The organism is Bacillus cereus group sp. BfR-BA-01350 (assembly GCF_022663775.1).
Lineage (GTDB): Bacteria > Bacillota > Bacilli > Bacillales > Bacillaceae_G > Bacillus_A > Bacillus_A paranthracis.
On the sequence record NZ_JAKUGD010000005.1, the window covers coordinates 1 to 14,399 of the forward strand.

Sequence of the window (14,399 nt, forward strand, 5' to 3'; positions counted from 1 at the left end):
TTTCGGTAAGTCTTTTAACTTCTCTCTTACTTGTGGATCTTTCCACGCCTCTACTAACTCTTCTTTTGTGAACTTGTATCCTTTTGACATTTCATTCATCCTCTCGTTTTTTCTATTTATTTATTTGTTTGTTGTTCTCTACAGTTATAAATTTACAAGATTTAAACTTTTTAGATAACTTCGCAAAATTGCATATTTTTAACATTTTTAAAATAAAAAAATTCCTAACCTACAAAATGTAAGTTAGGAATCTCAGTTCTAAATTCAAGATTAAAGAAACAATAATTGACTAACGATAATATCAAAAAGACCCTTTGCACATGGTATTTTTACTTACCACATACAAAGGGCCTCTGCACAACACAAAATAATATTAAAGTTTATATAACGCGCCCAGAGGGATTCGAACCCCCGGCAGACGTGGTACCGGAAACCACCGCTCTATCCGACTGAGCTATGGGCGCATGATAATAGAAAACACTTCATTTTCTTCTCATAATAATAGCAATAAAATCCATCTAAATCAATAAAAATATCCCCGTAATCCTTTATGCCGCTTAGTTATGAGTATATTAACAAAGCACTCACCCCTAAATTTTCCAATCATAAATTCAACCCAACTCACAAATTATAATCTTTGAATTGATATTCCAAAGGGGGCTTCATTCAATGACTGTAATTACAAAATTAAAGCAAACTGTTTCTGGATTAAAAAGTGCACAAGCTAGCTTAGAGGGATTCGCTCTTGATACGGATAACCAACAAGCTAAGCAACTTTTCCAAACAGCTGCGCAGCAAACACAAACGATTATCGATTCTTTAAACCCACGTGTTGAAGAAGTCCAACAAGAAGAACCACAATACTCACAGCAATAACGGATTCGTCATGCTGTGAAATAGAAAAAGGATGATATGCAGTCATCCTTTTTCTATCACATTACATATTGCAATAGAAATGGAATGATAATTATGCGAAAACTCGGCCTCATAACCGCATTATTTGCCCTTCTATTTAGCTCTTTTACCGGATGTGATAATAGTCCTTTAGATAAAAAAGTGAAAGAAGAAGCAAAACGAACGGAGAAAGAGAAAGGTCCTAAATTAACAAAGATGAGTACGGAATCCTTTAATCAATCTATATCACAAGGAGCGAAGAAAAGGGCTCTCGCTATGGATGGGATTATAAAAAGCGCGGCAGTAAATTCAAATTTAGATCTCTACATAGCAGTTATACCGGAGCATCACGAAAGGTTTGGATTAAAACCTCTTCGTAAGAAGCTTCAAAAGCAGCTAAGTGATGAGCATCCTACTTTCGATGTTCGTGTCAGTACAGATAAAAAAATCTTTATGTTACTCGAAAAACTCGAAAGAAAAATTAAGGAAAAAGAAGTATCTAAAGATGAAATTAATAAACAATTAAAATTCATTGGTAAAAAAATGGAGTCTAACACTTAACGCTTTTTTTTAAGAAAAGGAAGGATCGCAATGTCTAGTAAAGATAAAAACTTAACCCCTGTACAACAGGAGTATAAAAAATTCGAACAAGAACGAGAACCGAAGCGCCCTGTCTTGAAAAATTGTATAAAGGCCTTTTTCGTCGGCGGTTTTATTTGCTTCATCGGACAACTCATTTCTACATTTTATATCACATATTTTGATTTCACTGAACGCTCAGCAGGAAATCCAACAGTCGCAACTCTTATTTTCATCTCCATGTTATTAACTGGATTTGGTATATACGATCGGTTTGGTCAGTTTGCCGGAGCAGGCACAGCTGTACCTGTCACTGGATTTGGTAACTCCGTTATTGCCGCATGTATCGAACACCGCACAGAAGGTTTTGTACTCGGCGTTGGTGGTAACATGTTTAAATTAGCTGGTTCTGTTATTTTATTTGGTGTATTTTCCGCTTTCGTCATCGCACTTATTAAAACGATTCTCGTTCAATGGGGAGGGCTATAAATGTTACAAGGACACCGAACGTGGGTATTTGAAAACAAACCAGTTATTATTTCGACGGGAGTCGTTGGCGGGCCGTTTGAAGCTAAAGGCAAAATTCCAGAAGACTTCGATACCCTCCATGAAGATTTATGGCTCGGACAAGATTCCTATGAAAAAGCACATAAAATTTTGTTCGAAGAAGCTTGTAGCCGCGCTACTGAAAAGGCAAAACTTCGTAAAGACGATATTCAATTTGTACTCGCAGGCGATTTAATTAATCAAATTACCCCTACAAGCTTTGCTTGCCGTACACTGGGCACTCCTTATCTCGGACTATTCGGCGCTTGTTCTACTTCTATGGAAGGTTTAGCACTTGGAGCAAGTATCGTAAATGCAAAAGGCGCAAAATATTTATTAACTGGTGCATCCAGTCATAATACAGCTGTAGAAAAACAGTTCCGCTATCCTACCGAATATGGTGGGCAAAAACCACCTACCGCGCAGTGGACAGTAACCGGAGCAGGAGCTGCTATTTTAAGCGATACTGGACACGGTCCTAGGGTAACATCTGCCACAATCGGACGAGTGGTTGATATGGGATTAACAGATCCATTTAATATGGGAGGTGCAATGGCTCCAGCTGCCGTTGATACAATTGAAGCCCATTTACGCGAACGACAAATTGATGCCTCTTACTACGATTTAATCGTAACGGGTGACCTCGGACATGTAGGACGCGAAATTGCTTATGACTTATTACATAAACACGGAACGAAAGTAACGAGCGAACAATTTCAAGATTGCGGGCTGCTCATTTATAGAGAAGGGCAACCTGTCATCGCTGGCGCTAGTGGACCAGGGTGTTCCGCAACGGTCGTATACGGTCACTTATTAAACCGAATGAAAAGAGGAGAGTTTAATAAAATACTTGTCGTTGCGACAGGCGCTTTACTATCTCCACTTACATTCCAACAAGAAGAAACGATTCCGTGTATCGCTCACGCCGTTTCGATTGAATTTGGAGGTGCAACGCAATGATTTTTTTCTGGGCTTTCGTCATTGGCGGACTTATATGTGTAATCGGCCAACTTATGTTTGATGTTGGAAAGCTAACACCAGCTCATACAATGGCAACACTCGTTGTTGCTGGAGCTATATTAGATGGATTCAATTTGTATGAACCATTAATTGATTTCGCTGGAGCTGGGGCAACTGTACCTATTACAAGCTTCGGTAATGCCCTCGTTCACGGTGCAATGGAAGAAGCTGCAAAACATGGCATCGTTGGCGTTATTACCGGCATGTTTAAAGTAACGAGCGCCGGTGTATCCGCAGCTATTATTTTCGGCTTCATCGGAGCATTGCTATTCAAACCGAAAGGATAAGGTGTTCGTATGACAGTTATCGCTAGCGTCAAAACCTGCCTTGCTAGTGTAAGGGGCGCTCAAGCAAGTTTGAGCTCCCTTTCACTACATTCACAGGACGCAGAATCAAAACGTGTATTTCATGAATGTATGTTAGAAATGGACAGCATCATCGCTGATTTACAAAATAGAGTTTCAGTATTAGAACGTGAAGAACCTCAATATAAAGGGTTTTAAGTAGACTGGAGGAAATGACTATGTCTCACCTGCCGGAATGGACACTTGTCATTCTTCGCTCTGTATTCATATTAATTATTTTATTCGCTATTACGAAATGGTTAGGGAAAAGACAAATCTCTCAGCTCTCCTTTTTTGAATACATAGCCGGAATGACAATCGGTGACATCGCTGCCCAAGTATCTACAGGGCTCGATTCAAAATTTTTTCACGGCGTCTTTGCGATACTCATTTTCGCTGTGGTACCTTTTTTAACAGGAATCCTTTCTTTAAAGAACAAAACAGCTCGGGACTTCTTTGAAGGGAAATCTACCGTATTAATAAAAGATGGAAAGATACTCGAAGACAACTTAAAGAAAGAAAAATATACAAGTGACGAATTACTGGAACTTCTTCGTGGAAAAGATGCCTTCAGCGTAGCTGATGTTGAATTTGCTGTACTAGAACCGAGCGGAGAATTAAATGTATTATTAAAGAAAGATCGCCAACCACTCACAGCAAAAGACATCGGTTTAAAAGTAGCAAACGAAAAAGAACCACAAACTGTTATTATGGATGGCAATATACTAGATGAACCTCTTTCAGCAAGCGGACATAACCGAGCTTGGTTACATTCTGAGCTCGAGAAACTCGGTGTTGTCATTGAAAACGTCTTTCTCGGTCAAGTGGATTCATATGGACAACTTACTATCGACATTTATAATGACAAACTACAAATGCCTTCTCCTCAAAACAAACCTTTATTATTGGCATCTTTAAAAAAATGTCATGCTGATCTTGAACTATTTTCTTTAGAAACAAAGTCGAAATCAGCAAGCGAAATGTATAGTAAAAACGCGAAACAAATCGAAAAGATTTTAAATAAAGTGACCTATCTTTTAAAAGAATAAATATCGAAAGAACGCTTCAGTAAAAAAGGCGTTCTTTTCTTTTTTTCTACAGTTTTTATAACGTTTAAATTTATGTAATTCGGTTATGATGTTGAAGATACATAAGCAGGGAATTTCAAAAACATAGCGAATATTTCATGGTACAACTACATATTTTTTTGATTTAAAGTGGTTTCGTTTGACCTTTATTGACCATAATTGTATTATAAGACTAAGAAAGCTTTATAAGGAGGAAATAACAGATGAATTTAATTCCTACAGTAATTGAACAAACAAATCGTGGAGAACGCGCTTACGATATTTACTCTCGACTATTAAAAGACCGCATCATTATGCTTGGTAGCGCAATTGATGACAACGTAGCTAACTCAATCGTTTCCCAGCTTTTATTCTTGGAATCTCAAGATCCAGAAAAAGATATTCATATCTACATCAACAGCCCTGGTGGTTCTATCACAGCAGGTATGGCAATTTACGATACAATGCAGTTTATTAAACCGCAAGTATCAACAATCTGTATCGGTATGGCTGCATCTATGGGTGCATTCTTACTTGCAGCAGGTGAAAAAGGAAAACGTTATGCACTTCCAAACAGTGAAGTAATGATTCACCAACCACTTGGTGGGGCACAAGGTCAAGCGACTGAAATCGAAATCGCTGCTAAACGTATCCTATTCTTACGTGAAAAACTAAACCAAATTCTTGCTGACCGCACAGGTCAACCTCTTGAAGTACTACAACGCGACACAGACCGCGACAACTTCATGACAGCAGAAAAAGCTTTAGAATACGGTTTAATCGATAAGATCTTTACAAATCGTTAATAACTAAAAGCGAAAGCGGCTCGTTCAGAATCGCAGGGCGATGGAGCCCCTGATTCCGAGGCGCTTTTTGCCTCGAATGAAGGGGCGAAGCGACCGGAGATTCTAGCCGCTGGAGCTAGATACAACTATAAAAAAGCGCCCTATTACAGGGCGCTTTTTTATAGTTAAATCTCCGCACGAACATACCCCACTCAGTATCCCTCTAAATATATCGGCGATTTTTCAAATATATCGACCGTAACTCCAATTATATCGGCGATTATTTTAATATATCGACGTTTCGACACAACTTATCGACTTACCGACAATTCTCGACAAGTACGCATACCCCACATACCCCCACCAACAAGCCCCAAACAACAAAAAAGCTATCGCACATGCGCGATAGCTTCTTATTGTACATATGCAGCTAGTGCCTCTAAAGCCTCTTCTGCATCCGAACCTTCTGTTGTAATTGTTATCATGCTACCAGTTCCAATTGCTAAGCTCATAATCCCCATTATGCTCTTTGCATTTACTGTCTTCCCATCTTTTTCGATGAAGATATCTGCATGAAAGCGATTTGCCTCTTGTACAAACAACGCAGCCGGACGTGCTTGTAAACCGTTTTTTAATGAAACCTGAACTCTTTTTTGAACCACAGCTCCATTTCCCCTTTAACCTCTTATTTTTTTGCTACCGTTTCCCCCGCGCGTAATTTCTCTGCAATATCATCAATTTTACGCAAACGATGATTAATACCCGATTTACTAATTTTCCCCCCGGATACCATCTCACCTAACTCTTTCAATGTTACATCTTGATAATCTCTTCGTAATTGCGCAATTTCTCGTAGTTTATCCGGCAATATATCAAGACCAACCGTCTCATCAATATAACGGATATTTTCAATCTGCCTTAGCGCTGCACCAATTGTTTTATTTAAATTAGCTGTTTCGCAGTTCACTAAGCGATTTACAGAATTACGCATATCACGTACGATTCGAATGTCTTCAAATCTTAAAAGTGCATTATGAGCACCTATAATATTTAAAAACTCTGTAATCTTTTCTGCTTCTTTTAAATACGTAATGTACCCTTTTCTTCTTTCCAACGTCTTACTATTTAAATCAAATCCGTTCATCAGTTCACATATAGCATCATTATGTTCCTTATATAACGAAAAGATCTCTAAATGATAAGATGATGTTTCTGGGTTATTTACTGAACCACCTGCTAAAAATGCACCGCGTAAATACGATCGTTTACAACATTTCTTCTCAATTAATTCTTGTGATATATTTCGAATAAATGAAAAGTCGTCTCGAACGATATGAAGATCAGCTAATATTTCGCGTGACTTCTCAACAAGCCTTACGATATATACATTGTTTTTCTTCAATCGCATTTTTTTACGAACAAGCAATTCTACCGTCACGTCATATCCTTTTTTCAAAAGCGTATAAATCCTTCTTGCAATTGCCGCATTCTCCGTTTGAATATCGATTGATAGACGACGATTTGAAAAAGAAAGCGATCCGTTCATGCGAAGTAACGCTGATAATTCTGCTTTCTCACAACATTCCTTCATCTCCAGATTCGTCAACTCTTTCTTTGTTTCTGATGCAAATGACACAGTCAACACCTCCTTATACGATTATTGTGGAACAAAAATCTTGTCCTATATGAAATGAGGAGCGTTACCTCAAACGAGGCAACGCACATCTACAACAGTGAATATAAAATAGAAGCTAGTTTTAATGTATCGTGTCTTACAACACGGTCATCATACTTCGCTAATTGATCTTGAATCACATTAATATTATTTTCAGTAAAACGCTCTTCATCTACTACAACTGGCGCTGACATTTCTTCCTCATATAACTGACGTAATTCACAAGGAATATCACGGTTATTTACAATTGCAGTATCAATAAATGGTTCACCTAAATGATCATGTAACGCCTGCACATGATCAAACGCAGTATATCCCATCGTTTCACCAGCTTGCGTCATAACATTACACACATATACCTTCTTTGCTTTTGCAGCAAGAACAGCGTCCCCAATTTTGTTAACAACTAAATTCGGTAATATACTCGTATACAAACTTCCTGGACCGAAAACAAGTAAATCAGCTCGTTTAATTTCAGTCAACGTTTCATGTAACGGCTCTACATCTTCTGGAGTTAAAAAGACACGGTTAATTTTCTTTCCGAAATAAGGAATCTTTGATTCACCTGTTACAATTTCTCCGTCTTCTAGTTCCGCATGTAGTACTGCACTTTGATTCGCTGCTGGTAATACACGTCCTCTAACATTTAAAACTTTACTCGTTTCTGTAATAGCATGGAAGAAGTCTCCTGTAATCGAGGTCATACCTGCCAATAATAAATTTCCTAACGCATGACCTTTCAGCCCATCTCCCGTTGTGAAACGATGCTGGAATAAAGCTTCCACCAGTGGCTCTACATCTGATAACGCAACAAGTACGTTACGAATATCACCTGGGGGTGGAATTTCTAGCTCATCACGTAATCTACCTGAACTGCCACCATCATCAGCGATTGTAACAACTGCTGTAATATCAACCGGATATTGTTTTAATCCTCGTAATAAAACAGAAAGTCCCGTTCCGCCTCCCATGATAACAATTTTAGGTTTTCTCTCTTTTTTCATCCCTTAATGACCCTTTCTCTTCTCCACATCACGATGAGATACATGAACGCTATACTCTGGTTTCAGATGTTTTCCAAGGTATTCTGTAAGCGTAACAGAACGATGCTGTCCACCTGTACATCCAATTGCAATTACAAGTTGACTCTTGCCTTCTCTTTTATAATGAGGCAGCATGAAAGTGATAAGATCAGTCAATTTCTCTAAAAACTTATGCGTCTCATTAAATTTCAGCACATACGATGAAACTTCTTCATCTAGTCCTGTTAATGGCTTCATATGTGGAATGTAATATGGATTTGGTAAAAAACGAACATCAAATACTAAATCTGCATCAATTGGAATACCGTACTTAAATCCAAATGACATAACATTTACACGAAATGCTTGCTCAGTTTCAGTTGAAAATAGGTGAACAATTTTTTCACGTAATTCTTTCGGTTTTAAATCAGATGTATCAAGCACAATATTCGCGCGTGCCTTCATATCTGTTAATAAATTACGCTCTGCTTCGATTCCCTTTAACGGCAGACCAGTTGGTGCAAGTGGATGCGAGCGTCTCGTTTCTTTATAACGAGTTACAAGTGTGCTATCTTTCGCATCTAAGAATAAAATATGAGGAATAATCCATGTACGTTCTGATAAATCATCAAGCGCTTCCCATAAATGTTCGAAAAACTCTCGGCCACGTAAATCAATACCAAGTGCTACTTTATTCATTTTTCCTTTTGAATCCGCCATAAGCTCAATAAACTTTGGCAATAACATCGGTGGTAAATTATCCACACAGAAATATCCTAAATCTTCAAAACTTTGTAAAGCTACTGTCTTTCCAGCTCCAGACATTCCTGTAATAATTACCATTTTTATATCATTATTCTCTGTCATCGTATCCTCTCCTTGACGGTTTAACTCGGATCTAATCGATATGAAAGCAACTCAAAATCTGGGGTATATACAAATGTACCGTAGATTATGCCATTTCCTTTAATTAAATAATCAATAATGTGATAATCTCCTGGTGCCATTGCTAAATCATCAATTTTATCAAATGTATGCCAACCAATGATGCCTTCTTCGCTCTCTAGTTTGTTTTCTCCTGCAAAATCTGTCGCTAAAAAGGAGAACATCATCCATTCAGAAACAACTTTATCACCTTCTTGGATGACAAAGGTGAAGACCCCCTTTAACGCTGGGTTCTTTAAATAAATACCTGTTTCTTCACGATACTCGCGAACAACGGAATCTCTTACAGTCTCACCACGCTCCATTTTCCCGCCTGGTGCAACCCACCAATTCCGGCGAGGTTTTTGGAGTAAGAGTACTTCATTATCTCTAATTAACACACAGTTTGTCACTCTTTGCATGTTTCTTCACCTCAGCTACTTGCAGCAAATTTCTCACTGCATACTCATTTCATTATACTATCAAAAACAGTTTGCTACAACGAAGGAGCCAGTCCCCCTTTCGCTAAGCACTGCTACTCAACAATTTTAAAAAAGCTTTTTATAACAAGCAATGTAAATGCCTGGACTTTCCGTGAATAGCATGAAAAATCCCCTTAACGACTTTTATCGCCAAGGGGACTCCAGCCCTTACTTCTTACCGAAATAAGTAACAATCGCAAATCCTAAAATAAAGGTAATAATTGAACTTATAATTGAAAATCCTCCAGTTGGAATACCAGGGAACACAATTACAATCGAACCGATAACTAGTCCAATAATTGCCGCAAATGTCATACTTTTATATCGATCTAATAAGAAACTAATTCCTTTACTACTTACAACGAACCCTACCATAACGCCAGCACCAATAACTGCAATTAAAGGTAAGTTGAGGGTAGTTAAAGCATTAATTGCTGTCGGATATACACCAATAATTAATAGAATAAACGATCCGCTAATTCCAGGAAGTAACATCGCCATACTAGCCATCCATCCTGCGAAAAATAAACCAATTGCATTTAAAATTGTTAACGTCGTAATTGGATCTGCTGTCTTATCTGGTTTAAAGAAAGCTGTGATCGCAACAAGAATTGCTGCAACGATTAATAAAACAATATGCTTACCTTTAAACGACGACTTTGCATCAGCTTCTCTCATTAACATCGGTAATATACTAATAATTAAACCGAGGAAGAAAAATTGAGTCGGTTCATAATGATTTGCAAGTAAATATTTAATAACATGACTTAACGTTAAAAACGCTGCTGCCACACCAGCTGCAAGTGGAATTAAAAATCCTAAATGTTTTTTCCATTCACGACTAAAGAATCCGCTAATTGCCGCAAGCAATTGTTCATAAATCCCTAACACAACAGCGATTGTACCGCCGCTCACACCAGGAATTAAATCACTAACGCCCATACAAAATCCACGATATATATTACGCCATTCCATACTGAATAAATTCCTCATTTCTTATAGTGATTTTTTCCGTAAAGTCCAGTATATCAATAAGAAAGCTTATAATCCCAATATTTTTTGACAAAACTTTGACATTTTCACACAAAAAAAGAAGAAAGCTCCTATCGGTAGCTTTCTTCTCAAAAGGTATGTTATCCCTTATTTTTCTGATACGGTTTTTAGTTCTTCTAATAATTCTTCTACGTAATGTTGTGCACTTTGTGCTGCAATACTACCATCACCTGTTGCAGTTACAATTTGACGTAGCATTTTTTCACGAACATCACCTGCTGCGAAAATACCAGGAACTTTCGTTTCCATACGCTCGTTTGTTTCAAGGTAACCATTTTCATTTGTAATACCTAGTTCAACAAATGGTTTTGATAGTGGTAACATACCGATGTATACGAATACGCCGTCAGTTTTGACTTCTTTCTCTTCTCCACTGTTTACATCTACAAGTGTTACACTTCCTACTTTACCATTTGCTTCGTTAATTTCTTTTATCGTGTGGTTCCAAATGAAGTCTACTTTTTCGTTTTGGAAAGCACGATCTTGTAAAATTTTCTGTGCACGAAGCGTGTCACGACGGTGAACGATCGTTACTTTTGATGCGAAGCGTGTTAAGAACACACCCTCTTCAACAGCAGAATCTCCGCCGCCGATAACTACAAGTTCTTTACCTTTAAAGAATGCGCCATCACATACCGCACAATATGATACACCGCGGCCGCCAAGTTCTGTTTCACCTGGTACACCAATTTTTTTATACTCTGCACCACTTGCAACGATAATTGCACGTGCTTTATATTCTTTTTTACCAGCAATAATTGTTTTGTATTCTTTACCATCGATGACTTCTTTCACATCACCGTATGCATATTCAGCACCAAATTTCTTCGCATGCTCGAACATTTTATTTGATAAGTCTGGTCCTAAAATAGACTCATAACCTGGGTAGTTTTCTACATCTTCTGTATTTGCCATTTGCCCGCCTGGAATACCACGCTCAAGCATTAATGTGCTTAAATTTGCACGAGATGTATATACTGCAGCTGTCATACCAGCTGGTCCTGCACCAATAATAATGACATCATAAATTTTTTCTTCTGACACACTATTCACTCCTATCCATTCCTACACAATTAAGTTACCCTCATTATACTGTTCGCATCATTTTTTTCCCAATGATTTGCTTATCTATGTGTGCGTACGCTTAACAGCTTGCACATACTTTCGAACAGTCGCTACAGATACATTATACACATCTCCGAGCTCCGACTGTGTCATCTTATTTCCTTGTTCACTGCGTACGATATATTCAACCGCAGCTGACCAGCCGTATACATTTGTAAAAACTGCCCCAGATGTATATAAACGTATGAACGTACAAAACCAAAATTGTAAACACTCTTCGATTAATTCATCATCTTTTTTCGTATAATTGTATAAAGCATCCGCGATTCGCGCGCACTGTTCAAATTGCTGTAAATCAGCTGGAATACTCTTATGGCTATTCAGTAAAAAGAAATACTTTGCAAGTTGCGATACGATTGGAACACCATTCTTCGCCTGCGTTACATCAAAGAAGAATCCAACCTTCTCCGGCGTTGATAATTCATTCATTAAATATAAAGCTAGCATTTGTTCCTCTAGCGTCGCACTTTGCTGGAATGATTTTCGTAATTCTTCAAATAACACATTTTGTCCTTCATCCGCTAAATTCAATGCATTCCACGGTTCTTTTCCCTTTTTATCAGGGTGCAATTCTACAACATGTTGCCACATTTTTTCAGCTACTTGCTGATCTTTCACCATATACGCAGAATATGCAAACCAATAATAGAAACTAACGTCTCCTTCGTATCCTTGACGCTTTAATAATTTGAACCATTTATATGCAGGCTCGAAATGACCAATTGTTGCAAGTGTCGTCCCAAGTTTCAAACGATGTTCAAACGAAATCGGATATACCGAAACTAACTGAGCAGCTAACACCTCTACTTGTTTATGCTCTCCAATTGAATATAGAAAAATAAGTGTATTACAAAGCGCATGTATATTACCAGGATTTTTCTCTAAAATCATTTCCGTTAATTTCAGCGCCTTATCTACATTACCAGATTGAAAATGCGCAATGGCTAAATTATTATGCCCCGACCAAAATTCCGGATAATCTTTCGTAACAATTTCTAATGTAGCAATTGCTTCTTCCAATTGTCCGTTACGAATATAACGATTGGCTTCTTCCTGCATAACAATTAAATCATCTTCATCCTCAATCTCTTCCGCACCCATCGCTTCTTCTTCCATAATTTCAAGTAATTCTAATGTATCTTCAACAAATTCCTTCTCTTCTGCAACTTCTAAATAGCGATCCGCATACTTCTTCGCCTGCTGAAATAGACCCATATACGCATAATTATTTGCAATAAAATAATAACATTGTTCAAGTTCTGGATTAGATCTAACAAGCTTAAAGAAGGTTTGATTCGACTCTTGATATTCACCAGCCTCAGATAATACTGTTGCTAATTGACATAAAATAAACGGCTCCTTCTCGCTTTGTGCCGCTCTTCGAAAATATTTAATTGCATCTTGCAATTTTTGTCCTTTGTAAGCCCTCATCCCTTTTTTATAAAAGAAGTCCGCTAATTGATTAAAAGAGATAACTTGTCCGTTCTCCTTATATATTCTTTGATTTTTCCCCATATATCCTCCAGTTTTTTGTTTTCTTCGTTCACACATTCTTCTATCTATAAGTATAAACGATTCCGTAAAAAACAAAACAGTATATTATACTCAATTATTTCCTTTTTATTCATTAAAAAAGAAGAGAAATGTTACATTTTTAGCATCAACCTTCTCTAGCATCTATTTCTTCTTTTGTATAAATAACACGCATTGGATTTCCACCTACGAAAGCACCGCTCGGTACATCTTTATGAACGAGTGTGCCAGCTGAAACAATCGCACCATCTCCAATTTTCACACCTGGTAATATAGTCGTATTTGCTCCAATCATCACTTCATTTCCTATAACGATCTCTCCAAGTCGATATTCTCGAATTAAATATTCATGTGCTAAAAGCGTTGTATTATAGCCTATAATCGAATTTTCTCCCACAGTTATCTTTTCCGGGAACATAATGTCTGGCATTACCATAAGCGCAAACGATGTTTTCTTTCCTACTTTCATCCGCAAAAATGTGCGGTATAACCAATTCTTGACCGATAAAAAAGGTGTATAACGTGCAATTTGGATAATAATAAAATTCTTCATTACCTTCCAAAAAGACACTGTTTTATACACGTTCCATAATGAATTTTCTCCTGAAACAGGATAGCGCGTTGTCCGTCGCACTTAAATCGCTCCTCTACTTATCTTTACGAACGATTCATGTCGGACAAAATCGGCAATAAATCACTCATTTTATCTAGCATAAAGTCTGGCTTGTAAGCCTCTAAATACGCTCTACCTTTCAATGTCCATGAAACCGCAGCTGTTTTCGTACCCGCATTTTGTCCGCCAACAATATCATGATGATTATCCCCAACCATCAATGCTTCTTCCGGTTTCGCATCTAATAAATGAAGCGCTTTTTGAAGCGGTTCTGGATGTGGTTTCACATGCTCGACATCATCAATTGTCACGACAACATCAAAGAACTCATCAAGCTTCGATAACTTTAATCCCATCTCAACAGTTTGTCGTGCTTTCGTTGTAACAATACCAACCTTATAGCCTTGCTTTTTTAACTCTTGAACTGTTTCATATACAGTTTCATATTCTTCTACTAATTCATCATGATGATCATGGTTAAATTGACGATAACTCGTAATTAACTCTTCAACCTTACTTTCATCAATCTTACTGAAAGTATCATGTAAAGATGGACCGATAAATGGCAATACATCTTCACGCTTATATTGATCTGGATAATATGTATGTAAAGTATGTAAAAAAGAAGAAATAATAAGTTCGTTTGTATTAATTAACGTTCCATCTAAATCAAATAACACTGTATTTATTTTCATTGCCTTAGTCCTTTCTCTTTCCTGAATATGAAAGAAGCAGCA

The 14,399-nt window shown here is 37.6% G+C and carries 19 protein-coding genes and 1 tRNA gene; 8 read left to right on the plus strand and 12 right to left on the minus strand.

Annotated elements, in window-relative coordinates; all coding sequences use genetic code 11:
- The coding region (locus MR147_RS12970) for a mersacidin/lichenicidin family type 2 lantibiotic (RefSeq protein ID WP_313897175.1) at positions 1-99 on the minus strand (99 nt) is incomplete at its 3' end.
- A 289-nt stretch (positions 100-388) separates the two neighbouring features.
- Positions 389-464 (minus strand) — tRNA-Arg (locus MR147_RS12975).
- Between the two features lie 205 nt (positions 465-669).
- Between MR147_RS12975 and MR147_RS12980 the strand changes: the two genes are divergently transcribed.
- From MR147_RS12980 to clpP, 8 genes are all read left to right on the plus strand, one after another.
- A complete protein-coding gene (locus MR147_RS12980) occupies positions 670-876 on the plus strand; it encodes a DUF1657 domain-containing protein (protein ID WP_000216166.1) in 207 nt (68 codons plus the stop codon).
- A 93-nt stretch (positions 877-969) separates the two neighbouring features.
- A complete protein-coding gene (locus tag MR147_RS12985) occupies positions 970-1,455 on the plus strand; it encodes a YhcN/YlaJ family sporulation lipoprotein (RefSeq protein WP_001228539.1) in 486 nt (161 codons plus the stop codon).
- 30 nt (positions 1,456-1,485) lie between these two features.
- Entirely contained in the window at positions 1,486-1,962 is a 477-nt protein-coding gene (spoVAC, locus tag MR147_RS12990) for a stage V sporulation protein AC (RefSeq protein WP_000095399.1), read from the plus strand.
- A complete protein-coding gene (gene spoVAD, locus MR147_RS12995) occupies positions 1,963-2,979 on the plus strand; it encodes a stage V sporulation protein AD (RefSeq protein ID WP_000938965.1) in 1,017 nt (338 codons plus the stop codon).
- The gene (gene spoVAE, locus MR147_RS13000) at positions 2,976-3,326 is read left to right on the plus strand and encodes a stage V sporulation protein AE (RefSeq protein ID WP_000575919.1); all 351 of its coding nucleotides are present in this window, start codon (positions 2,976-2,978) and stop codon (positions 3,324-3,326) included. Before spoVAD ends, spoVAE begins: the two co-directional genes overlap by 4 nt.
- Positions 3,327-3,335: 9 nt before the next feature.
- Positions 3,336-3,542 (plus strand): DUF1657 domain-containing protein, encoded by a 207-nt coding sequence (locus MR147_RS13005; RefSeq protein ID WP_000215900.1) that lies wholly within the window; start codon positions 3,336-3,338, stop codon positions 3,540-3,542.
- 20 nt (positions 3,543-3,562) lie between these two features.
- A complete protein-coding gene (locus MR147_RS13010) occupies positions 3,563-4,432 on the plus strand; it encodes a DUF421 domain-containing protein (protein ID WP_074606650.1) in 870 nt (289 codons plus the stop codon).
- 242 nt (positions 4,433-4,674) lie between these two features.
- Positions 4,675-5,256 (plus strand): ATP-dependent Clp endopeptidase proteolytic subunit ClpP, encoded by a 582-nt coding sequence (clpP, locus tag MR147_RS13015; RefSeq protein WP_001049162.1) that lies wholly within the window; start codon positions 4,675-4,677, stop codon positions 5,254-5,256.
- Positions 5,257-5,648: 392 nt separating this feature from the next.
- Here clpP and MR147_RS13020 read toward each other — a convergent pair whose 3' ends face one another.
- The 10 genes from MR147_RS13020 to ppaX form a co-directional block, all read right to left on the minus strand.
- Complete coding sequence (locus MR147_RS13020) at positions 5,649-5,897, minus strand: HPr family phosphocarrier protein (protein ID WP_000250307.1); 249 nt, start codon at positions 5,895-5,897, stop codon at positions 5,649-5,651.
- Between the two features lie 23 nt (positions 5,898-5,920).
- Positions 5,921-6,871, minus strand: a complete 951-nt coding sequence (gene whiA, locus MR147_RS13025) for a DNA-binding protein WhiA (RefSeq protein ID WP_000006561.1) — start codon at positions 6,869-6,871, stop codon at positions 5,921-5,923.
- An 89-nt stretch (positions 6,872-6,960) separates the two neighbouring features.
- A complete protein-coding gene (locus MR147_RS13030; protein ID WP_000712175.1) occupies positions 6,961-7,914 on the minus strand; it encodes a gluconeogenesis factor YvcK family protein in 954 nt (317 codons plus the stop codon).
- A gap of 3 nt (positions 7,915-7,917) precedes the next feature.
- Entirely contained in the window at positions 7,918-8,799 is an 882-nt protein-coding gene (gene rapZ, locus MR147_RS13035; RefSeq protein ID WP_000138457.1) for an RNase adapter RapZ, read from the minus strand.
- A gap of 20 nt (positions 8,800-8,819) precedes the next feature.
- Entirely contained in the window at positions 8,820-9,278 is a 459-nt protein-coding gene (locus tag MR147_RS13040) for an NUDIX hydrolase (protein ID WP_001190080.1), read from the minus strand.
- A gap of 228 nt (positions 9,279-9,506) precedes the next feature.
- Positions 9,507-10,313 (minus strand): DUF368 domain-containing protein, encoded by an 807-nt coding sequence (locus MR147_RS13045; RefSeq protein WP_000455203.1) that lies wholly within the window; start codon positions 10,311-10,313, stop codon positions 9,507-9,509.
- A 165-nt stretch (positions 10,314-10,478) separates the two neighbouring features.
- Positions 10,479-11,435: a thioredoxin-disulfide reductase gene (trxB, locus tag MR147_RS13050; RefSeq protein WP_001288072.1), complete on the minus strand. Its 957-nt coding sequence runs from the start codon at positions 11,433-11,435 to the stop codon at positions 10,479-10,481.
- Positions 11,436-11,519: 84 nt separating this feature from the next.
- Positions 11,520-13,031, minus strand: coding sequence for a tetratricopeptide repeat protein (locus tag MR147_RS13055; protein ID WP_000517738.1), 1,512 nt, complete (start codon positions 13,029-13,031; stop codon positions 11,520-11,522).
- A 145-nt stretch (positions 13,032-13,176) separates the two neighbouring features.
- Positions 13,177-13,683, minus strand: coding sequence for an acyltransferase (locus tag MR147_RS13060; RefSeq protein ID WP_070807161.1), 507 nt, complete (start codon positions 13,681-13,683; stop codon positions 13,177-13,179).
- A 23-nt stretch (positions 13,684-13,706) separates the two neighbouring features.
- Entirely contained in the window at positions 13,707-14,357 is a 651-nt protein-coding gene (gene ppaX, locus MR147_RS13065) for a pyrophosphatase PpaX (protein WP_074606649.1), read from the minus strand.
- Positions 14,358-14,399 lie beyond the last annotated feature (42 nt).